The following is a 19,833-nucleotide window of genomic DNA, read 5'->3' as shown; positions in this document are numbered from 1 at the left end:
GATTACCGCTACCCGATGATGAAGTCCTCCCGGGCGACGGCGCCGGACTCGAATCGTCCCAGCGTGAAGCGCTCGAAGATCTCGTCCTTGCCCCGCCCGGCGAGCCAGTCGGCGTACCGCTCGGCCACCGCGGGCGCCATCATGAACCCGTGCCCGACGAAGCCGGAGCACTGGTGGAAGTTCTCGAAGCCGGCGGGACCCAGCACCGGGTTGTTGTCGGGCGTGACGTCGTAGCAGCCCGCCCACTGCCGGATCACCTTCACCTCGCCGAGCCGCGGCACCGTCTCCACCGCCGCGCGCGCGAACCGGGCCAGGAAGCGCAGCGTCGAGCCCTGCACCACGCCCTCCGGCTCGTCGGGATCCCCCATGCCGCCCACGATCTCGCCGCGCTGCGACTGCGAGAAGTAGAGGCCGTTCCCCAGCACGGACACGAGCGGCCCGAGCCAGGGCTTGAGCGGCTCGGTCACCAGGATCTCGTGGCGGGTGGGGCGGTTCGGGAGCGAGACCCCGGCGAGCGCCGCCACGTCGCGCGACCAGGCGCCGGCCGCCACGACCACCAGCTCGCAGGCCACCCGGCCGCGATCGGTGCGCACCGCGGTCACCCGCGGGCCGGCGGTGTCGAAGCCGGTCACGCGCGTGAACGTCCGGACCTTGGCGCCGAGCGCCTCGGCGCGCGACGCGTAGCCCCACAGGAACGGCCAGGGGAACACCACGCCGTCGTCCGGGTTCCAGGCGGCCGCGCGGAAGCGGCGCGGGTCCAGCTCCGGCACCACCTGCAGCGCCTCGTCCGGCCCGACGACCCGGGTGCGCAGCCCCTCGCGCCGGTGCAGCTCGGCGTTCCGCTCGATGCGCGAGACCTGCTCGGCGGTGGGCGCGAGGAACAGGTAGCCGCTGCGGCGGAACCAGACGTTGATGCCCATCTCCACCGCGAACCGGTCGCACAGCTCGAGCGAGCGGCTAGCGAGGCGGATCATGGTGGGGGTGGTCCACTGGGCGCGGACGCCGCCGCCGTTGCGCCCGGAGGCGCCCGCGTTCAGGTAGCCCTGCTCCAGCACCAGCACGTCGCGCACGCCGCGCCGCGCCAGCTCGTACGCGATCGACAGCCCCTGGATGCCGCCGCCCACGATCACCACGTCGGCGCGCGGCGGGAGCGGATCCGCCTGCGGGTGCGCGGCCGGCCCGGGCGGCTCGGCGCCGGGCGGCGCGAGGGGCACGCCGTCGTCGAGCGGCAGGCCGGCGGGATCGAGCGCGGCCAGCGCCGCGAGCGGCACCGGCTGGACCGGGGTGCGGGCGGTGAACGGCTGGATCTCCGCCGGCGTGGCGCCGAGCCGGAGCAGCTCCTGGGCGACCCGCGCCACGCACGACTTGCCCTGGCACGGGCCGGTGCCGAGCCCGGTGACCCGCTTCACCGACTCGAGGTCGCGGTGGCCCGCCGCGAACGCGCGGCGCACCTCGTCCAGCGACACGTCCTCGCACGCGCAGACCAGCCGCTTACCCACGGGCCGCCTCCCCCGCGCGCCGCCCGGCCTCGGCCGCGCGCGCCGCGTCCATCGCCCCCGTCACCTCGCCCGCGGCGAGGAGCCCCGGCACCCCGGTCCGACCCCGCGCGTCCACCTGGAGCGCGAACGCGCCCAGCGCCGGGTCGAGCGCCACCGGCGCCCCCAGCGACCGCGCCAGCTCGGTCGCCGGCGCCGGCGGCGTCGCCACCGCGAGCACGTCGCAGCGCACGCGCCGGCCGTCCGCGAGCGCGAGGCCGCGCACCCGGGCCCGCCCGAGCACGCGCCCCTCCGCCGCCTCCACCCGCTCCACCTCCACGCCCGCCGCCGCGAGCCGGGCCGCGAGCGCCTCCGGCTCGCGCCCGGCGCCCAGCACCACCGCGCGGTGGCCCGGCACCACCCCGTGCTCGGCGAGCGCGCGCGCCACCCCGCGGCCGGCGAGGACGCCGGGCCGATCGTCGTCCTCGAGGCCGGGCGGCTGCGGGTGGCCGCCCGCGCAGACGAGGATCGCCCGCGGCCGCACCAGGCGCAGCGCGCCCGACGCCGGGGCGAGCGCGGCCAGCGGGGCGCCGCCGTCGCGCCAGAGGCCGAGCACCGTCGTCCCGGAGGCCACCTCGCCCCCGGACGCCGCCACCTGCGCGGCCACCTCCCCGGCCCACGCCAGCGGCGGATCGCCGGCGAGCTCGAGCCGGCAGCGCAGCCGCCCGCCCGGCGCCGGCTCCGCGTCGGCGAGGAGCACGCGCCGCCCGGCGCCGGCCAGCGCCTCGGCCGCGGCGAGCCCGGCCGGCCCGGCCCCCACCACCAGCGCGTCGAACGCCTCCTCGCGCGGCGCGGGCGGCAGCGGACCCGTGGCGCGCTCCGGCCCGGGGAGCTTCCCGAGGCCGGCGAGCTGGCGCGAGAAGGCCACCGCGGCGCGGTTCGCGAGCGGGTTCCAGGTGGCGAGGTGGTGGTGGTCGAGGCCGTGCGGGAACGCGCGGTCGATGACGCCGAGCAGGTCGTGCGCGGCGTCGGGCAGCGCGTTCTGCGTCTCGACCGAGAGGCCGTCCGCGCAGGCGGTCCGGCAGGCGCGCTGGTCCGGGAGGCCGTCCACCCGCACCAGGCAGCTGCCGCAGGAGCCCGCCAGGCAGAACGGGCCGCGCGGGCGGTGGTACTTGGCGCTCCGCGCCAGGAGTGGCCGGCCCGCCGCGAGCAGCGCCGAGGCGATCGACTCGCCGCGGCGCGCCGGCACGGCGCGGCCGTCGAAGGTGATGGTGCAGTCGGCGGGGAAGTCCGGGAGTCTGGGCATGGTGCGCGCGCTCGGGGGGCCGGAGGCGGCGGGAGGATAGCGCCGGGGCGACCCGGAGTCTCGGGGGGCGGCGGGGCGTCCGGCGCGCGGCGGGTGGGGCGCGGGGCGGCGCGTTATGATCCCGGGGTGACGGCGCTCTTCGTGTTCGTGGACGGGGTGGGCGCGGGCGACCGCGACCCGGCGCGGAACCCGCTCGCCCGCGGGGACTTCCTGCTCTCGCGCTTCGCCGACGGCGGCGGCGCGCCCCTGCCGCGCGGCGGCCGGGCGGCGCTGGCCGACGCCTGCCTGGGCGTGGCGGGCCGGCCGCAGTCCGCGACGGGCCAGGCCACCCTGCTCACCGGCGAGAACGCGCCGGCCCGGCTCGGCCGCCACCTCCTCGGCTTCCCCAACGCGCCGCTCCGGGCGCTGATCGAGGAGCGGTCGCTGTTCCGCGCGCTCGCGGCCGCCGGGCGCCGCGGCGTGTTCGCGAACGCCTACCCCGTCGCCTACCTCTGCGCGCTCGGCCACGCGGCGGAGGGCGCGCCCGAGCCCGCGCTGGCCGGCTCGCGGCGCCGGGCCCGCGCCGCCGCGACCACGGTGGCGTACGCGGCGGGCGGCGGCCGGTTCCGGACCCTGGAGGACGCGCGGCGCGGGGAGGGGCTCACCCACGATCTCAGCGGCGAGCGCGCCCGCGGGCTCGGCGTCGCGCTGCCGCGGCGCGCGCCGGAGGAGGCGGCGGAGATCCTCCTGCGGCTCGCGGCCGGCCACGACCTCGCGCTGTTCGAGTTCTTCGAGACCGACGAGGCGGGCCACGCCCGGTCGATGGAGCGCGCGCTCGACGCGCTCGGGCGGCTCGACGCGTTCCTGCGGGCGCTGGTGGACGGGCTCGGGCCGGAGGACGCGCTGGTGGTCGCGAGCGACCACGGCAACCTGGAGGACCTCTCGCTGCGCAACCACACCCGGGCCCCGGTGCCGGTGCTGGGCTTCGGGCGCGCCGCCGCCGAGGTGGAGCAGGTGCGGGACCTCACCGGCGTGGCGCCGCTGCTGCTCCGGCTGGCGGGGGGGGCCGCGCCCGCCGGCGGTCAGCCGCGCCGGACCACGCTCGCGACCAGCCAGAGCCGGTCGCCGTAGGCCCGCTCCGCGCACATCCACACGCGCACCGGCTCGCCGGCGACCTCGAGCGCGGCGCCGGACTCCGGCCCCCAGATCCACTCGCGCGCGTCGCCGCCGCCGCCGGTGCGCGGCGGGCCCACCTCGCCGAGCAGCGCCAGCGCCACCCGCACCGGATCGGCCGGCTCGGCGCCCACCACCTCGACGTGCGTGACCCGGCCCTCGCGATCGGTCTCCACGTTCGCGACCGCGGCGAGCCCGCCCTCCGCGTCGTGGAACGCCATCTCCGGATCGGTGAGGTCGATGTTGAGCAGGCGGCGCCGCTCGGCGTCGAGCGAGATGGGCGTGGCGTAGGGGCGCCACCCGGAGCGCGCGAACGCTTCGAGCGCGGCGCGGCGCGGCTGGAGGAGGATCGACTCGAGGGGCGGGACGGGGAGGGGCGTCGAGGTGGGCGTGCTCATCGGGCGTGCTCCGGCTGCTCCGGCGGGACGGCGGGGTGCGCCGGCGCGGCGGGCGCGGGCGTCGGGGGCGTGGGCGCGGCCGGCGGCGCGGCCGCGGGCGGGGTGCCGCCGCGCTCGCTCCAGGGCGCCGGCAGGATGGGGCTGCGGTCGGTGGCGCGGGCCACCCGCTGCAGCTCCAGCTCGGCGATCAGCACCGCCGGCGCCACGGTGGACACCGGCACGTACCCGCTCTCCGCGCCGCAGTAGCCGTTGAACACGCGGGGGCGCTCGCCGGTGGCGAGGACCTTGTTGATGGCGGTGAGCGGCGTGCCGACCAGCTCCACGCCGCGGACCAGCTCCTCGGCGCCGGTGCGCGCGTCCACCCGGTAGACGAGGCGCGGGGTGCCCTTGAACGCCTGGTACCCGATCGACATGGTGTTCGTGTTGCCGCCGGTGATGTCGCGGATGACGAGCCCGTACGGCTTGCCCTGCCGCCGCGCCTCGGCCATCAGCATGCGCTTCAGCTCGGCCGGCGCGACGCGCTTGCGCGACTCGACCACGAGGTTGGCCATGCGCGCCACCGGCTGGCGCCCGGCCTGGGCGCGGCCGTGGCCGTTGGAGCGGTCGAACGGCTTCACCGGGCGGCGCGAGAGCAGGAAGCTCTCCAGCCGGCCGTCGCGGACGAGCACGGTGCGGCGCGCCGGGACGCCCTGCTCGTCGAACCCGTAGGTGCCGTTCAGCGCCACCCCGTCCACGCGGTCGGCGGTGGGATCGTCCACCACCGAGAGGAACGGCGGCAGCACCGGCCGCCCCACCTGCCCCTTGAACGTCTGGCCGTCCTGCTCGTCCTCCATCCGCTCGCCCTCGAGGCGGTGGCCCACCGCCTCGTGGAACAGGACGCCCGCCGCCTCGGGCTCGAGCACCGCCGGGCCGGTGTAGGGGTCGATGGCGGGGGCGCGGCGCAGCGCCTCCAGCTCGGCGATGACGGTGGTCGCGGCGGCGCGGAGCGCCTCCGGCGAGGGCAGCTCGGCCTCGCTGCGCGCGTAGAAGTCGCGGCCGTCCTCGAGGAGCTGGCCGTCCGGCGCGCGCGCCACGGCCTGCAGGTGCACCGAGTAGACGGTCCGCTCGGTGAGCAGCGCCGAGCCCTCGCTGGAGGTGAACCAGCGGACCTGCTTCTCCGCGGACACCCGGAGCTGCGCGTCGAAGACGTCGGGGTGCTCGCGGAAGCGGGCGGTGACGTCGCGCACCACGCCCTTCCAGCGCGCGCGGTCGAACGGGAACGGGCGCGGCGCGTCCACGTGGCGGGCCGGCGGCTCGCGGGAGAAGCTGGGCGGCCGGTCGGCGTCGTCCTGCCGGTACACCGCCCGCGACTTCTTCTTGAAGTAGGAGGAGAGCGCCTCCTTGTACTTCTCGTCGGTGGCGAGCCAGAGCGCGTTGCGGAGCGCGCCGACGTCGCCGTCGAGCGGCGCGTCGCGGGGCGCGTACCAGCCCGGCCCGGCGTCGCCGCCGCCGATCACGATGGTGTTCTCCTCCGGGGCGGACGAGTCGAGCTCGTAGGTCCCCACCCGCAGGTCCACCGCGAGGCTCCGGTCGCGCCGCGAGCGGTCGTCGAAGATCGCGCCGTACCGGCCGCTCACCTCCTCGCGCGCCACCTCGGTCACCTGGTACGACGCGAAGTACGGCGCCTCGTAGCCCTTCAGCCGCAGCCGCTCCATCGAGCGGGCCAGCTCGGCGCGCATGGCCTCGAGCGTGCCGAGGCGCGCGTCCGGCGCGGCGGGCGCGTCCGGCGCGGCCGCGCCGGGGAGGGCGGCGGCGAGGAGCAGGAAGGGGGCGAGCAGTCGGGCGGTGCGCAAGCGGGACCTCGGGAGCCTGATCCCGCCCATGTAGCACGGGCCCCGCGGCCGCGCTTCACCGCGTCGGCCCCGGCGCCCGCGCCGCGCGCCCGCCGGGGCCGCGCCCGCTCACGCCTTCACGATCTTCTCGCGCCCGACGCGCACCGCGCGGCAGGCGTTGCGCGTGTCCACCACCAGGCGGGCCCGCTCCACCACGCGCGCGTAGTCCACGCCGCCGTGGTCGGTGGCGATCAGCACCGCGTCGGCGGTCTCGAGCGCGTCGTCGGTGAGCGGCACGCTCACCATGTCGAGCCGGTGCTGGCGCATCCGCGGCACCCGGGGGACGTACGGGTCGTGGTAGACGACCTGGGCGCCGCGCTCCTGCAGGAGCTCGATGATGCGGACGGCAGGGCTCTCGCGCATGTCGTCCACGTCCTTCTTGTAGGCGATGCCCAGCACCAGCACGCGCGCGCCCTTGAGCGTGCGGCCGCGGGCGTCGAGCGCCTCCATGGTCCGGTGCACCACGTAGCGCGGCATCTCGGTGTTCACCTCGCCGGCCAGCTCGATGAAGCGCGTCTGGAACTCGAACTGCCGCGCCTTCCAGGTCAGGTAGAACGGGTCGATGGGGATGCAGTGGCCGCCCAGCCCCGGGCCCGGCTGGAACGGCATGAAGCCGAACGGCTTGGTGGACGCGGCGTCGATGATCTCGTTCACGTCCAGGTCCATCCGGTGGCAGAGGATCTTCAGCTCGTTCACGAGCGCGATGTTCACGCTGCGGAACACGTTCTCGAGCAGCTTCGTCATCTCGGCGACCCGCGTGGACGAGACCGGCACCACCCGGTCGAACGCCGAGGCGTACAGCGCCAGCGCCGCCTCGAGGCACGAGGGCGTGTAGCCGCCGACGATCTTGGGGATGGCGTGGGTGGCGACGCCGGAGCCGGGGTTCTCGCGCTCGGGCGAGAACGCCAGGAAGAAGTCGTGCCCGGCGCGCAGCCCGCTGCCGCGCTCCAGGATGGGGAGCAGCACCTCCTCGGTGGTGCCCGGGTACGAGGTGGACTCGAGCACCACCGCCTGGCCGGCGCGCAGGTGCGGCGCGATGGCCTCGCCGGTCCGCTCGACGAAGGACAGGTCCGGCTCGCGCTCGCGCGTGAGCGGCGTGGGCACGCAGATCACCACCGCGTCGCAGGCGGTCACGCGCGCGAAGTCGGTGGTGGCCTCCAGCCTGCCCTCGTCCACCGCCTCGCGCACCGCGGCGCCCTCCACCGTGCGCAGGTAGCTGCGCCCCTCGCCGACCGCGCGCGCCTTCTCCGGGTCCACGTCGATGCCGAGCGCGGAGAGGCCGCCCCGGCGGGCGAAGGTGAGGGCGAGCGGCAGGCCCACGTAGCCGAGCCCCACCACCGCCACGCGCGCGGTGCGGGCGGCGAGGCGGGAGAGCAGGTCGGTGGCGTGGTCGGGCTCGACGGCGTGGGTCTCGATCATCTGGGGTGGCTCCCTTCGGCAGCGACGTGGAGGAACAGCGTGGCGAGCGCGGCGGGGCAGGCCAGCGGGCCGGCCAGCGTCGCGACGGACGCGGGGACGAGCTCGCCGTAGCCCGGCGAGCGCAGCGAGGGCGCCAGCTCGGGCGCGAGGCCCGCCGGCGCCGAGAAGGCGACGAGGAGGTGGCCGGCCGGGCCGAGCGGCACCTCCACCACGCGCGACGGATCCGCGGGCCGGCGCAGGCGCGCCAGCCGGGCGAGGCGCGCGAGCGCGGCGGCCTCGGCGGCGCTCGCCTCGCGCAGGCGCGGCGCGGGGTGCGCGAGCGGCCAGCGCAGCTCCACCGCGTGCGTGCCGCGGCCCGCCAGGCGATCGACCACGACCAGCCCCGCGCCGGCGAGCGCCAGCTCGCGCCGGTGGACCACGCCCGCGCGCGCGACGAAGCCGCGGTGCTCGCCCGCCAGCCGCTCCGCCTCGCCGCCGGGCGCGAACGCGAGCAGCCGCGCGCCGGCCGCGTCGGGCAGCGCGAACAGCCGGCCGGGCGGGATGGGCGACTGCTCCAGGCCGTCCACCGTCACCGTCGCGTGCGCGCGGGTGGACCGGAACGCGTCCCGCACCTCGGGCGCGCGGCCGTACACCGGCATGCCCGGGTCGCACACCGCCAGCGCGCCCGCGGCGCGCAGCTCGAAGGAGAGCTTGTCGTTGTGGTCGTGCCCGCCGACGCCGCGCTGGCCGTGCGGGCCGCAGGAGACGAACGCCTCCAGCGCGCCGCGGCGGAGCACGTGCACGCCGGCCGCCGGGAAGGAGACGCTGCCCGGCGGCGGGCCGGGCCGGGCGCGGCCGAGCCAGTCGAGCGCCTCCGGCCCGAGCAGCCACGCGGCCTCCACGGCGTCGTCGGCCGGGGCGCCCGGGCGGAGCAGCGCCGGATCGCGGAACAGCGCGGCGCCGAGCGCGCAGAGGTAGCCCGCCTCGGTGGGCCCGCGGGCGCGCAGCGCGAGCGCGTGGCCGGAGTCGTTGTCGCCGAGCTGCGGCAGGTCGCCGGAGGCGGCGGCGAGCGCGCGGGTGGCCCGGAACATCGCGTGGAGCCGCCACGCCAGCGCGGGCGGCGGGCCGCCGGCGCGCGCCAGCAGGAAGCCCGCCGCGAACAGCTCGAGCGAGAAGCGGTGGTACGGCACCGAGCCCTCGAAGCTGGTGCCCTCCGCGTGCACCTGCTCCGCGAGCGTCCGCGCCAGCCCCTCCGACGCGAGCGCGCGCCAGCGCGGCGCCTCCGGCCACTCCGGCAGCGCCTCGGCGCAGGCGAGCAGGCCGAGCCAGTCGCACACCAGGTGGTTGTTCGGGACGGCGCCGCCGTCCTCGAGGTTCGCGAGCACGAAGCGGCCGCTCGCGACCAGCAGCCGCGCCGCCTCCGCCGCGAGCGCCGGCGCGGGCGCGCGGCGCAGGGCGAGCACCCACAGCGCGGTGGCGAGGTGCCAGGCGCGCAGCCCGGCCTCCATGGCGCAGGTCCAGTGGACGCCGCGGCCGACCGGGTTCTGCGCGGCGAAGTCGGTCACCGAGGCGGCGAGCGCCTCCGCCAGCGCGTCCCCGCCGGCGGCGCGCGGGTGGAGCACCGCCCCGCAGGCGAGCGCGACCCAGTGCTCGCCGCGCCCGAGCGCCCACGCCATCTTGGGATCGAGCCCCGGCGCGGGCGGCAGCGCCGCCGAGGGCGCGCGGCCGTCGAAGCGGCCGCCGTGGACGGGATCGCGCTGCCAGTCGGTCCCGCCGTCGGCGCGGCGCACGTCCACCTCGCGCCCGTACACCACGAAGCGCCCGGCCGCGGCGGCCTCGGCCCGCCCCAGGGCCCGCTCGACCTCGCCCGGGATCCGCCGCTCCAGCGCGCGCCGCAGCGCCTCCGGGCTCCAGGCCGGGCGCGCCGGACGGGGCCGCGCCAGCAGGGCGGCGAGCCCCGCCGGCCCGTCGCAGCCGAGCGCCTCGAGCAGTCCCCTCGGCGACGGCGCGAGCGGCGGCGCGAGGCGGTTGCGGGCGCCCCGCACCGCCCGGCGCGCCGCGGTGGCGAGCAGCCGATGCGGCGGCACGCGCGCCGCCAGGTATCCGTAGTAGCCGATCGCGCCCATCCCGCCCCGGTGCTTCCGTTCCGGGCCCCCCGCCCGCGCGGCCGGGGGCCGGGGCGACCACCCCGGTGCCGCCCCGCCGTCCCCGGTGCCGCAAAGCAAAGGCCCGGCCACGCACCGCGCCACGCCCCGGAGGCGCGCGCGCAGGTGGGCGAGGCGCGCGGCGCCTCCCGAGGTGGCGGTCCGTTCGCCGGATGGGAAGCGCCGTTCCCACGGCCGCCCGCGCGAGCGGCGGCGCGCCGGCGCGCCAGCGGTGCGGTGGCGCTGGCCGGCGGCTTGCTAACCGTCCCCCTGGACCCGGCCGGTTCCGGGTCGAGGACGCGTTCCCGGGAGGCAGCTTTGGGTGCGGTGGCGGTGGGGCTCCTCGTCGAGGAGCAGCGCGGCGAGATCGCCGAGGCGTGGCGGCGCGCGGTGTCGGCGGAGCTGGGGGGCGAGGAGGCGATCGGCTTCGCGGTCGGGCCGCTCCTCCGCGAGCTGTCGCTCGCGCTCCGGGGGGACGCTCCCCCGGGTCGCGCCGCGCGCGGCGCGGACGGCCTGCTGCGCTGCGGGGTGCTGGTCCGGTCCGGGGCGCCGCCGGCGCGCGTGGCGCGCGAGTTCAAGCTGCTCCACCGCGCGCTCTGGGACACGCTGCGGCGGGCCGGGCGCATCGTGGCGATCGACGAGCGGCGCGCCGCCGACGAGTGGCTCGACGAGGCGCTCGCCGCCGCGCTCGAGCGCCTGGAGCGCGTGCGCATGCGCATCGACCTGCTGGAGCACGGGCCGGCGGTGATCGCGCCCGCGCGCGAGGCCGGCGCCGCGACCCCGCGGCCCGGCGCGCTGCGCCCGCCGCCGCTGCCGTCGCAGCGTGCGGCCGCGACCCCGCCGCCGCTGCCGGGCGCCGCGGCGGCCCCGTGGCCGCAGGGCGAGTGATCGCGCACGGGCGTGGGACCGGGCCGCGGGATCGCGGCCGCTGATCGCGATCCCGCGCGTCGAGGGAGCGCGCCTCCGGGGCGCGGTCGCTGCGCCCTCCGGCGCGCGGCGGCCAGTGCCCGACGCCGTCGCGCCCCAATTTCTCCACGTCCAGCGCTGCGCCCGGGGCAAGGCCGGGCGGCGCGGCGCCCGCACGCACGGCGGGAGAGGGGCCGGCGCTGCGCGCCTCGCCGCTCGGCCGCAGCGAAACGACGAGCGAGCGAGCCCGGTGTAGGCGCAGGTGAGGGCGTGCGGTCGGAGTGGCGACGCACGTGGGACGGCATGCGCGAGCGGCCGACCTGCACCCTCTTCCACGCACCCCTGCCCCACGGAGGGCGAGAAATTCGGTCGGTCGGCCTGTCGTTGTCCGGGCGCTGCAACGAACCCGGAAAGGACGACCCCGATGAAGACCCGCTGCCGAGCCTTCACCGCCGCCTCCGTCGCGCTGGCGCTCTCCCTGCTGCCCCTGGCGGCCTCCGCCGCCGAGGCGTGGGTCGCGAGCGCCACCGAGAAGATCCGGCCCGACGCGAAGGCGCGGCCCCAGACCGAGGCGCACCTCGCGGCGGCCCGCAACGAGTTCGCCGCGTTCCAGGTGGTCGTCACCGGCCCGGCGAAGGGCGTCACCGCGCGCGTGGAGGGGCTCGACGGGCTCTCCGTCAGCCTGTTCCGCGTGGAGACGCTGAACGTGACCAGCCCGTCCGCGGTGGACGGCGGCACCGGCCGCTGGCCCGACGCGCTCGTGCCCGACGTGGACGACGTGGTGGGCGAGAAGCGCAACGCGTTCCCGTTCGACGTGGGGAGCGAGAGCCGCGCGGTCTGGGTGGACGTGCACGTGCCGGCCGGCGCGCGCTCGGGCATCTACCAGGGCGCGGTGGTGATCTCCTCCGACGCCGGCGAGGCGCGCGTGCCGGTGGCGCTGAGCGTGTACGACTTCGCGCTCCCGTCCACCTCCTCGCTGCGCACCTCGTTCGGCCTCTCCTACGGCGTCATCGCCGCCGCCCACGGCGTGTCCGGCGACGCCGACGCCGCGCTCCGCGCGCGCTACGGCCAGCTCTCGCTCGACCACCGCATCACGCTCACCGGCCTGAACGACGACGGCCAGCACGCCGACCTCGGCCACCTCGACCGCTTCTACGGGCCGCTCATCGACGGGACCGCCCCGACCCGCCTGCAGGGCGCGAAGCTCACCGCGGTGAAGTACGTGGGCGGCCGCACCAGCGTGGACGAGCACGCCGCCTGGGCGAAGCACGCGCGCGAGCGGGGCTGGTTCGACCGGCTGTTCGACTACACCTGCGACGAGCCGCCGCTCACCTGCGCCTGGAGCGACATCCCGGCGCGCGCCAGCGCGGCGAAGCAGGGCGACCCGGAGTTCCGGACGCTCGTCACCACGCAGCTCTGGGACGCCGAGGACCACGGCGTCGCCGACGACATCGACGTGATGGTGCCGGTGGTGAACTGGATGGACGACCGCCCGGGCAGCGCCGTCGCCGGGGACCAGCGCGACCGCTACGACCCGTTCCTCGCCTCGGGCCCGCGCAAGGAGGTCTGGCTGTACCAGAGCTGCATGAGCCACGGGTGCGGCGGGACCGTGAACATCGGGTCGCCGTCCGAGTCCGACCGCTACTTCACCGGCTGGCCGAGCTACATGATCGACGCGTCCGCCTCGCGGAACCGCGCCATGGAGTGGATCACGTTCCTCGAGCGCGCCAGCGGCGAGCTGTACTGGGAGACGGCCTACAGCTTCCGCAGCGACCCGTGGACCAGCCAGTGGGACTTCTCCGGCAACGGCGACGGGACGCTGTTCTACCCCGGCAAGCCCTCGCGCATCGGCGGCAAGACCGACATCCCGGTGGCCTCGGTGCGCGTCAAGATGATCCGCGCCGGCATGCAGGACTACGAGTACCTGAAGGCGCTCTCCGACGCCGGCGATCCCGAGCTGGCCCGTAAGATCGCGCGGGACCTGTTCCCGAACGCGTGGTCCACCGACGTCGCGCCGGAGAAGTTCGAGCAGGCGCGCCAGCAGATCGCGCAGCGCATCCTCGAGCTCGGCGGCAAGCCCATGCCGGCCGCGGTGGAGGCGGGCTTCTCCGGCTCGAGCGGCGGCGGCTGCGGCTCGGGCGGGTTCGGCGGCGGCGCGCTGCTGGCGCTCCCGGCCCTGGCCCTGCTCGCGCTCGTCCCGCGGCGCCGCGCCCTGGCGCGGGCGATGGCCGCTGCGCGGCGGCGCGGCCGCTGAGCGAGGCTGAACGACGGTTCGGTGGGCCGCGATCACCTCCGGTGTCGCGGCCCACGCCGTCGTTCAGCGAGGATCCCACGGGGCTGCGCCCCGCCCCACGGAGCGGAGCTCCGCGGGGCCCCACCTTGCTCGCCGGGTCCCGTGCGCCGCCGCGGGCGGCTTCGCCGCGCGCGCGCCGGCGCCCCGGCGGGCTCGCTGCGCTCGCCGATCGCCTGCGAGCATCCCCCTGGACGACGGCGCGGCCGGCCATCCCGGTCGCGCCGGACCCTCCTCCGGCGGGGCGCGTCCGTGCGGCGCGCCCCGCCGTTCCTTTCCTGGGAGTGACGGCCGGGTACAATCACGCCCGGTGAGGGCGTTCGGAAAGTACCGGCTGGTCGAGCTGCTCGCGTCGGGCGGCATGGCCGACGTGTGGCGCGCCGAGGTGGCGGGCGCGGCCGGGGTGGTGAAGGAGGTCGCGCTGAAGCGCGTCCGCGGCGAGCACGGCGCGCGCAGCGACTTCGTCCGGATGTTCATCGAGGAGGCGCGCCTCGCGTCGCGCCTCACCCACGCGAACGTCGTCCAGGTCTTCGAGTTCGACCAGGTGGACGGCCGCTACTACATCGCCATGGAGCTGGTGCGCGGGCGCCACCTCGGCCAGGTGGTGGAGCGCGCGCGCGAGGCGGGCGTCCGCCTGGGCCTGGCCCGCGCGGTCCACGCGTGCGCGGAGGTCGCGCGGGGGCTCTCCTACGCGCACCGCCTCGCCGACGGCGGGCGGCCGCTCGGGCTGGTCCACCGGGACGTCTCCCCGCACAACGTCCTCGTGTCGTTCGAGGGCGAGGTGAAGCTCGCCGACTTCGGCATCGCCCGCGCCATGAGCCAGGGCGGGCTCACCGATCCCGGCACGGTGAAGGGCAAGCTCGCGTACATGGCGCCGGAGCAGGCGCGCGGCGCGCCGGTGGACGCGCGCGCCGACGTGTTCGCGCTGGGCGTGGTGCTGTGGGAGCTGTGCGCCGGGCGCCGGCTGTTCGCGCGCGACAGCGAGGCCGCGACGCTCGCGGCGGTGCTCGAGGGCGCGCCGCCGCCGCCGCCCTCGGCGTGGAACGACGAGGTGCCGCCCGAGCTGGACGCGCTGGTGCTGGCCGCGCTGGAGCACGAGCCCGCGCGCCGGACCGCGTCCGCCGGCGAGCTCGCCACCGCGCTCTCGCGCGTCCTGCTGCGCCTCGCGCAGGCGCCGGAGGACTGGGACCTGCGCGCCCTGATGCACCGGCTCTGGCCGGACGGGGCCGCCGCGCCCGCGGGACCGGGCTCGCAGCCCACCCGCGTGCAGCCCGTGCTCCTCGCGGCGGAGCCGCCCGCGGGCGGGACCCGCGGCGGGGAGGGCGCCGCGGCGGCGCCGGACGTGGAGGCGGCGCTCGCGGCCGAGGCCGCCGTCCGCGCGCCGGCGGGCGACGCGACCGCGCCGACCCGGACCCGCGTGGCGGCGACCGCGCCGTCGCGCCGGTCGGTGGGGCGGGCGCGGATCGCGCTCGCGATCGCGTCGGCGGCGGCGCTCGCGGCCGCCGGCGCGGCGGCGCTCCGGTGGGGGCCGGCGGCCCGAGGACGGGCAGCGGAGCCGTCGCCGGGCGGCGCTTCACCCACCGTCCACTCGCCGGCCGCGGAGGCGCCCCCGGACGCGCTCGCGCGCGCGCCGTCCTCCGGGCCCGGGCCCGGGCCCGAGCGGCGGGAGCCGGCGCCGGCGCCTCCCGCGCTCGCCGCGCCGGCGGCGCCCGCGGCCGCGCGCGAGGAGCCCGGGCGCCCCGGCGTCCTCCACGTCACCGCGACGCCGTGGGCGTACGTCCAGGTGGACGGGCAGGGCCTGGGCGAGACCCCGGTGACGCGCTCGCTCGCGCCCGGGCCGCACCGGGTCCGGCTGAGCCACCCCCGGTACGGCGCGCGCGAGCTGACGGTCGAGATCGCGCCGGGCCGCCGGACCGACCGGCACGCCAACCTGACGCTCCGGTAGCGCCGCTCCGGCCGGCGCCGCCCGCGTCCCGCGACCGCGGGGCGCCGCCTCGCCGTCCCGCCGCGATCCCGCTCCGCCCACCCCGCGCATCGGCCGTGCCGCACGCGCGGCGCGGGCCGCCGCGCACCTCCACGCCCCGCCCGTGCGCGCCTTCGTCCATTGACGTTCGCCATTCAATGGCTTAGCCTCGAAATCAAGTTTTCGATGTTCAACTCTCAAGCGAATCGATCGAGTGGATTTCCTCCGCAACGACGAGATCGCCCGCCTGGAGCGGGAGCGCGCCGGCGGGATCACGAGCGGTGAGGTGGTCCGGCTGTTCGAGTCGCGGGGCGCCCGCCTCTCGGCGGCGACCTTCCGGAAGTACGTGCAGCTGGGGCTGCTGCCCCGGAGCCGGCGGGTGGGCCGCAAGGGCAAGCACACCGGCTCCACCGGCCTCTACCCGGTGTCGGTGGTGCGGCGCATCGCGCTCATCAAGCGGATGATGGCGGAGGGCTACACGGTCGAGGACATCCGCGGCAGCTTCGTGACGGTGCGCAACCGGCTCGAGGACGTGGAGCAGGGGCTCCACGCGCTGCTGGCGGAGCTGGCGGAGAAGGCGCGGGCGCACCCGCGCCGGAAGCGGTTCGAGGACGAGCTCGTGCAGGCCGAGCGCCAGCTGAAGCGGGCGCTCGGGCGGATCGAGCGGGTGGGTGGCGCGGTCGCGACGGTGGGCGCGGACGAGACGGTCCGGGCCGGCTAGCGGCGGCGGTGGGTGGTGCCCGAGGTGGATGGTGGCCGGTGCCCTCCGGGGCGCCGCAGGTGGAGAGGGAGGGCAGGGGATGAGCGAGGCGAAGCGCAGCGCGGAGCCCGCGCCGGAGCGGCAGGGGTTCGAGCCGGAGGCCGAGGAGACGGCGGCGGGTCAGGACGCGGGGGAGGGGCAGCGCGGGCGGCGGCGCTCGAAGACCATGTCGCGCAAGGAGATCGCGCGCGAGCTGCGGCGCCAGCGGGCGTTCGGCCTGGTGGACCCCGAGCTGGACGAGGTGATGAAGGAGATGGAGGCGCGCCGCCCGCGGTCGCGGGCCGAGTGCGCGAACGGGCCGCGGCCCTGCATGTTCATCTCCTGCAAGCACCACCTCTACCTGGACGTGAACCCGTCCACCGGCTCCATCAAGCTGAACTTCCCCGACCGCGAGGTGTGGGAGCTCGGCGAGACCTGCGCGCTCGACGTGGCCGACCGGGGCGGGATCACGCTCGAGGAGGTGGGCTCGATCATGAACCTCACCCGCGAGCGCATCCGCCAGGTCGAGACCCGCGGCCTGCTCAAGCTGCGCGCCATCGCGGAGGACGAGCCGCGGACCGCGGCGGACCTCGCGGCCGAGGACGAGGCGGGGTAGCAGGCTTCCCCCGCTGCGCGGGGAGCGGCGGCGCACGCCCCGGCGGCGGGGGCCTGGGCCACCCACGCCCTTGAAAGGTGTCGCCGCGAGCGTTACAAGGGCGCCCTCCCACGGAGGAAGCCCGACATGACTCGCCGCGCGCTCGTCTCGGTCTCCGACAAGACCGGTCTCGTTCCTTTCGCCAGGCGGCTCGCCGCCCTCGGCGTGGAGCTGCTCTCCACCGGCGGCACGCAGAAGGCGCTCGCCGAGGCCGGCGTCCCGGTCACCGGCGTGGGCGACTACACGCAGGCGCCGGAGATCCTGGGCGGCCGCGTGAAGACGCTCCACCCGCGCGTGCACGGCGGCATCCTCTACCGGCGCGGCCTCGCCTCCGACGAGGCGGACGTGAAGGCGCGGGACATCCCGCCCATCGACCTCGTCGTCGTGAACCTCTACCCGTTCCGCGAGGCGGTCGCGGCCGGCAAGCCGTTCGAGACCTGCGTCGAGGAGATCGACATCGGCGGCCCGACCATGGTGCGGAGCGCCGCCAAGAACTCGGCGCACGTGGGCGTGGTGGTGGACCCGGCCGACTACGACAAGGTGGCGGCGGAGCTGGAGGCGACGCGCGCGCTCTCGGACGCGACGCGCTTCTACCTCATGAAGAAGGCGTTCGCGCACACCGCCGCGTACGACGCCGCCATCTCCGAGTACCTCACCGCGCGCGAGACGCCCGAGGCCGCGCCGGCGCACTTCCCCGCGACGCTCGCGGCGGTCTACACGAAGGCGTACGACCTGCGGTACGGCGAGAACCCGCACCAGGCCGGCGCGTTCTACCGCGCCGCCCGGGAGCCGGAGGAGCCGTCGGTCGCGTTCGCCCAGGTGCTGCAGGGCAAGGAGCTCAGCTACAACAACCTGCTCGACCTGCAGGCCGCGCTCGCCGGGGTGATGGAGTTCGACGAGACCGCCTGCGTCGTCATCAAGCACAACACGCCCTGCGGCGTGTCCACCGGCCGCACGGCGGGCGAGGCGTTCGCGCGCGCCCGCGAGTGCGACCCGGTCTCCGCGTTCGGCGGCATCGTGGCGCTGAACCGGCCGGTGGACGAGGCCACCGCCTCGGAGCTGACCAGCCTGTTCCTCGAGTGCGTGATCGCGCCCGGCTACGACGCCGCGGCGCGCGCCGCCCTGGCCGTGAAGAAGAACCTGCGCCTGCTCGAGGCCCCGCGGCTCGGCGCCGCCCGCGCCACCTGGCGCCGCCGCCCGGAGGAGGGGCGCGAGCTCCGCTCCATCCCCGGCGGCCTGCTGGTGATGGACCGCGACCTCGGCTCCGTCCGCCGCGAGGACTGCAAGGTGATGACGAAGCGCGCGCCCACCGAGCAGGAGTGGAAGGACCTGCTGTTCGCCTGGAAGGTCGTGAAGCACGTGAAGTCGAACGCCATCGTGTTCGCGAAGGACGACCGGACCGTGGCCATCGGCGGCGGCCAGACCAGCCGGGTGGAGTCGGTGAAGACCGCGGTCATGAAGGCGGCGCTCGACGTGCGCGGCTCCTCGGTGGGCTCCGACGCCTTCTTCCCGTTCGCCGACGGCGTCGAGGAGATCATCAAGGCCGGCGCCACCGCCATCATCCAGCCCGGCGGCTCGATGCGCGACGCCGAGGTGATCGCCGCGGCCGACAAGGCGGGCATCGCCATGGTCGCGACCGGCATGCGGCACTTCCGGCACTGATCGCGGGACGCCCGCCGCCCCCGCCCCCGGGGGCCCCTCCGTGCTCGACTCCGCCGGGCCTTCCGGCGCGCCGGCCCGTGGTATAAGCCCGGGTTCTCATGCGAGTCCTCGTCGTCGGATCGGGTGGCCGCGAGCACGCGCTCGCCTGGAAGATCTCGAGGAGCCCGCTGGTGCGGGCCCTCTTCGCCGCGCCCGGCAACCCGGGCATCGCGCGCGTCGCCACGCTCGTCCCGCTGGCCGCGACCGACGTGGCGGGCCTCGTCGCGTGGGTGCGGCAGAACGCCATCGACCTGGTGGTCGTCGGGCCGGAGGCGCCGCTCGTGGCCGGGCTGGTGGACCGGCTCCAGGAGGCCGGCGTCCCGGCGTTCGGGCCCGCCGCCGCCGCGGCCGAGATCGAGGGCTCGAAGGCGTTCGCGAAGGACGTCATGCGCGCGGCCGGGATCCCGACCGCGGAGTACGAGACGTTCGACGAGGTCGCGCCGGCGGTCGCCTGGGCGCGCGCCCGCGACGGCCGGGTGGTGGTGAAGGCCGACGGCCTCGCCGCCGGCAAGGGCGTGGTGGTGTGCGGCGACGCCGCCGAGGCGGAGGCCGCGCTCCGCGCCATGCTGGTGGACCGCGTGCACGGCGGCGCCGGCGCCCGGGTGGTGGTCGAGGAGCGGCTGGAGGGGCCGGAGGCGAGCTGCATCTGCTTCACCGACGGCGAGCGCGTCCGGCTGCTCGCGGCCGCGCAGGACCACAAGCGCATCTTCGACGGCGACCGCGGGCCGAACACCGGCGGCATGGGCGCGTTCTCGCCCACGCCGAACGTCACGCCGGAGGTGGCCGGGATGGTCGAGCGCGACGTGCTGCTCCCGGCGGTGCGGGAGCTGGCCCGGCGCGGCCGCCCGTTCCGCGGCGCGCTCTACGCCGGCCTGATGCTGACGCCGCGCGGCCCGCGGGTGCTCGAGTTCAACGCGCGCCTGGGCGATCCCGAGACCCAGCCCATCCTGCTCCGCATGGCGAGCGACGTGGTGCCGGCGCTGCTCGCGTCGGCGCGCGGCGACCTCTCCGCCGCCGAGATCGCGTTCGACGCCCGCGCGGCGGTGGGCGTCGTGCTCGCGGCCGAGGGCTACCCGGGCGACGTGGCGCGCGGCGACGCCATCGACGGGCTGGACGGCCCGTTCGACGAGGGCGTGCAGGTGTTCCACGCCGGCACCGCCGCGGACGCGGCCGGCCGCGTGGTGACGAGCGGCGGGCGCGTGCTGACGGTGTGCGCGCTGGGCCGCGATCTCGACGACGCCGCGGCGCGGGCCTACGCCGCCGCCGGCCGGATCCGCTTCCGCGGCATGCAGTATCGAAAGGACATCGGCAAGAAGCCATGAGCGAACCCAAGGTGCTGATCCTGATGGGCTCCGACTCGGACTGGGAGGCGATGTCGGAGGCGCGGAAGGCGCTCGAGGACCTGGGCGTCGCGACCGAGGTCCACGTGTCGTCCGCCCACCGGACGCCCGAGCGCACCGGCAAGCTGGCGCGCGAGGCGGCCGGGCGCGGCATCCAGGTGATCATCTGCGGCGCCGGCTCGGCCGCGCACCTCGCCGGCGTCTGCGCCGCCGAGACCGAGCTGCCGGTGCTGGGGGTCCCGCTCGCGGCGAGCGACCTGAAGGGCCTCGACGCGCTGCTCTCCACCGCGCAGATGCCGGCGGGCGTGCCGGTGGGCACGCTCGCCATCGGCAAGGCCGGCGCCCGCAACGCCGGCCTGCTCGCCGCGCGCATCGTGGCCCGCGCCGACCCCGAGGTGGCGGAGCGCGTGCGCGCGCAGCGCCGGAAGATGGCCGAGGAGGTCGAGGCGAAGGACGCCGCGCTCCAGGCCAGGCTGGGCGCGAAGGGATAGCCGG

The 19,833-nt window shown here is 77.4% G+C and carries 15 protein-coding genes; 9 read left to right on the top strand and 6 right to left on the bottom strand.

The window, feature by feature from the left end; genetic code table 11:
* Nucleotides 1-8 precede the first annotated feature (8 nt).
* Nucleotides 9-1,499: an FAD-dependent oxidoreductase gene (locus ADEH_RS12815; RefSeq protein ID WP_011421531.1), complete on the bottom strand. Its 1,491-nt coding sequence runs from the start codon at nucleotides 1,497-1,499 to the stop codon at nucleotides 9-11.
* Complete coding sequence (locus ADEH_RS12810; protein WP_011421530.1) at nucleotides 1,492-2,781, bottom strand: 2Fe-2S iron-sulfur cluster-binding protein; 1,290 nt, start codon at nucleotides 2,779-2,781, stop codon at nucleotides 1,492-1,494. Before ADEH_RS12810 ends, ADEH_RS12815 begins: the two co-directional genes overlap by 8 nt.
* Before the next feature lie 93 nt (nucleotides 2,782-2,874).
* Between ADEH_RS12810 and ADEH_RS12805 the strand changes: the two genes are divergently transcribed.
* A complete protein-coding gene (locus tag ADEH_RS12805) occupies nucleotides 2,875-3,891 on the top strand; it encodes an alkaline phosphatase family protein (protein WP_041453524.1) in 1,017 nt (338 codons plus the stop codon).
* Here ADEH_RS12805 and ADEH_RS12800 read toward each other — a convergent pair.
* The 4 genes from ADEH_RS12800 to ADEH_RS12785 all read right to left on the bottom strand — a co-directional run bounded on the left by ADEH_RS12800 (nucleotide 3,843) and on the right by ADEH_RS12785 (nucleotide 9,726).
* Nucleotides 3,843-4,331, bottom strand: a complete 489-nt coding sequence (locus ADEH_RS12800) for a hypothetical protein (RefSeq protein ID WP_011421528.1) — start codon at nucleotides 4,329-4,331, stop codon at nucleotides 3,843-3,845. The genes ADEH_RS12805 and ADEH_RS12800 overlap by 49 nt on opposite strands.
* Nucleotides 4,328-6,193 carry a TldD/PmbA family protein gene (locus ADEH_RS12795; RefSeq protein ID WP_011421527.1) on the bottom strand — a complete coding sequence of 622 codons (1,866 nt, stop codon included), beginning with the start codon at nucleotides 6,191-6,193 and terminating at the stop codon, nucleotides 4,328-4,330. Before ADEH_RS12795 ends, ADEH_RS12800 begins: the two co-directional genes overlap by 4 nt.
* Before the next feature lie 78 nt (nucleotides 6,194-6,271).
* Nucleotides 6,272-7,621 carry a nucleotide sugar dehydrogenase gene (locus tag ADEH_RS12790; RefSeq protein ID WP_011421526.1) on the bottom strand — a complete coding sequence of 450 codons (1,350 nt, stop codon included), beginning with the start codon at nucleotides 7,619-7,621 and terminating at the stop codon, nucleotides 6,272-6,274.
* Entirely contained in the window at nucleotides 7,618-9,726 is a 2,109-nt protein-coding gene (locus tag ADEH_RS12785; RefSeq protein WP_011421525.1) for a heparinase II/III family protein, read from the bottom strand. The genes ADEH_RS12790 and ADEH_RS12785 overlap by 4 nt, the downstream gene beginning before the upstream one ends.
* Nucleotides 9,727-10,071: 345 nt before the next feature.
* Here ADEH_RS12785 and ADEH_RS12780 point away from each other — a divergent pair, with 345 nt between their 5' ends.
* From ADEH_RS12780 to purE, 8 genes are all read left to right on the top strand, one after another.
* Nucleotides 10,072-10,632 carry a hypothetical protein gene (locus ADEH_RS12780; RefSeq protein ID WP_232287273.1) on the top strand — a complete coding sequence of 187 codons (561 nt, stop codon included), beginning with the start codon at nucleotides 10,072-10,074 and terminating at the stop codon, nucleotides 10,630-10,632.
* Between the two features lie 442 nt (nucleotides 10,633-11,074).
* The gene (locus ADEH_RS12775) at nucleotides 11,075-12,904 is read left to right on the top strand and encodes a DUF4091 domain-containing protein (RefSeq protein WP_011421524.1); all 1,830 of its coding nucleotides are present in this window, start codon (nucleotides 11,075-11,077) and stop codon (nucleotides 12,902-12,904) included.
* Between the two features lie 346 nt (nucleotides 12,905-13,250).
* Nucleotides 13,251-14,885 carry a serine/threonine-protein kinase gene (locus tag ADEH_RS12770; RefSeq protein WP_011421523.1) on the top strand — a complete coding sequence of 545 codons (1,635 nt, stop codon included), beginning with the start codon at nucleotides 13,251-13,253 and terminating at the stop codon, nucleotides 14,883-14,885.
* A 232-nt stretch (nucleotides 14,886-15,117) separates the two neighbouring features.
* Nucleotides 15,118-15,624 (top strand): MerR family transcriptional regulator, encoded by a 507-nt coding sequence (locus ADEH_RS12765; RefSeq protein ID WP_011421522.1) that lies wholly within the window; start codon nucleotides 15,118-15,120, stop codon nucleotides 15,622-15,624.
* Between the two features lie 79 nt (nucleotides 15,625-15,703).
* Nucleotides 15,704-16,258, top strand: a complete 555-nt coding sequence (locus ADEH_RS12760) for a sigma factor-like helix-turn-helix DNA-binding protein (RefSeq protein WP_041453522.1) — start codon at nucleotides 15,704-15,706, stop codon at nucleotides 16,256-16,258.
* Between the two features lie 126 nt (nucleotides 16,259-16,384).
* Nucleotides 16,385-17,959, top strand: coding sequence for a bifunctional phosphoribosylaminoimidazolecarboxamide formyltransferase/IMP cyclohydrolase (purH, locus tag ADEH_RS12755; protein WP_011421520.1), 1,575 nt, complete (start codon nucleotides 16,385-16,387; stop codon nucleotides 17,957-17,959).
* A gap of 98 nt (nucleotides 17,960-18,057) precedes the next feature.
* Complete coding sequence (purD, locus tag ADEH_RS12750; RefSeq protein ID WP_011421519.1) at nucleotides 18,058-19,320, top strand: phosphoribosylamine--glycine ligase; 1,263 nt, start codon at nucleotides 18,058-18,060, stop codon at nucleotides 19,318-19,320.
* Nucleotides 19,317-19,829, top strand: a complete 513-nt coding sequence (gene purE, locus ADEH_RS12745; RefSeq protein ID WP_011421518.1) for a 5-(carboxyamino)imidazole ribonucleotide mutase — start codon at nucleotides 19,317-19,319, stop codon at nucleotides 19,827-19,829. The genes purD and purE overlap by 4 nt, the downstream gene beginning before the upstream one ends.
* The last annotated feature ends 4 nt before the right edge of the window (nucleotides 19,830-19,833 follow it).

Source organism: Anaeromyxobacter dehalogenans 2CP-C (assembly GCF_000013385.1).
Classification (GTDB): domain Bacteria; phylum Myxococcota; class Myxococcia; order Myxococcales; family Anaeromyxobacteraceae; genus Anaeromyxobacter; species Anaeromyxobacter dehalogenans_B.
This window is presented reverse-complemented; position numbering and strand designations above follow the sequence as displayed.

Excerpts from the sequence above, each read along its gene's own strand:
- ADEH_RS12810 (WP_011421530.1), bottom strand. The coding sequence starts at position 2,781 with ATGCCCAGACTCCCGGACTTCCCCGCCGACTGCACCATCACCTTCGAC.
- ADEH_RS12800 (WP_011421528.1), bottom strand. The coding sequence starts at position 4,331 with ATGAGCACGCCCACCTCGACGCCCCTCCCCGTCCCGCCCCTCGAGTCG.
- ADEH_RS12795 (WP_011421527.1), bottom strand. The coding sequence starts at position 6,193 with ATGGGCGGGATCAGGCTCCCGAGGTCCCGCTTGCGCACCGCCCGACTG.
- ADEH_RS12790 (WP_011421526.1), bottom strand. The coding sequence starts at position 7,621 with ATGATCGAGACCCACGCCGTCGAGCCCGACCACGCCACCGACCTGCTC.
- ADEH_RS12785 (WP_011421525.1), bottom strand. The coding sequence starts at position 9,726 with ATGGGCGCGATCGGCTACTACGGATACCTGGCGGCGCGCGTGCCGCCG.
- ADEH_RS12775 (WP_011421524.1), top strand. The coding sequence starts at position 11,075 with ATGAAGACCCGCTGCCGAGCCTTCACCGCCGCCTCCGTCGCGCTGGCG.
- ADEH_RS12760 (WP_041453522.1), top strand. The coding sequence starts at position 15,704 with ATGAGCGAGGCGAAGCGCAGCGCGGAGCCCGCGCCGGAGCGGCAGGGG.
- purH (WP_011421520.1), top strand. The coding sequence starts at position 16,385 with ATGACTCGCCGCGCGCTCGTCTCGGTCTCCGACAAGACCGGTCTCGTT.
- purD (WP_011421519.1), top strand. The coding sequence starts at position 18,058 with ATGCGAGTCCTCGTCGTCGGATCGGGTGGCCGCGAGCACGCGCTCGCC.
- purE (WP_011421518.1), top strand. The coding sequence starts at position 19,317 with ATGAGCGAACCCAAGGTGCTGATCCTGATGGGCTCCGACTCGGACTGG.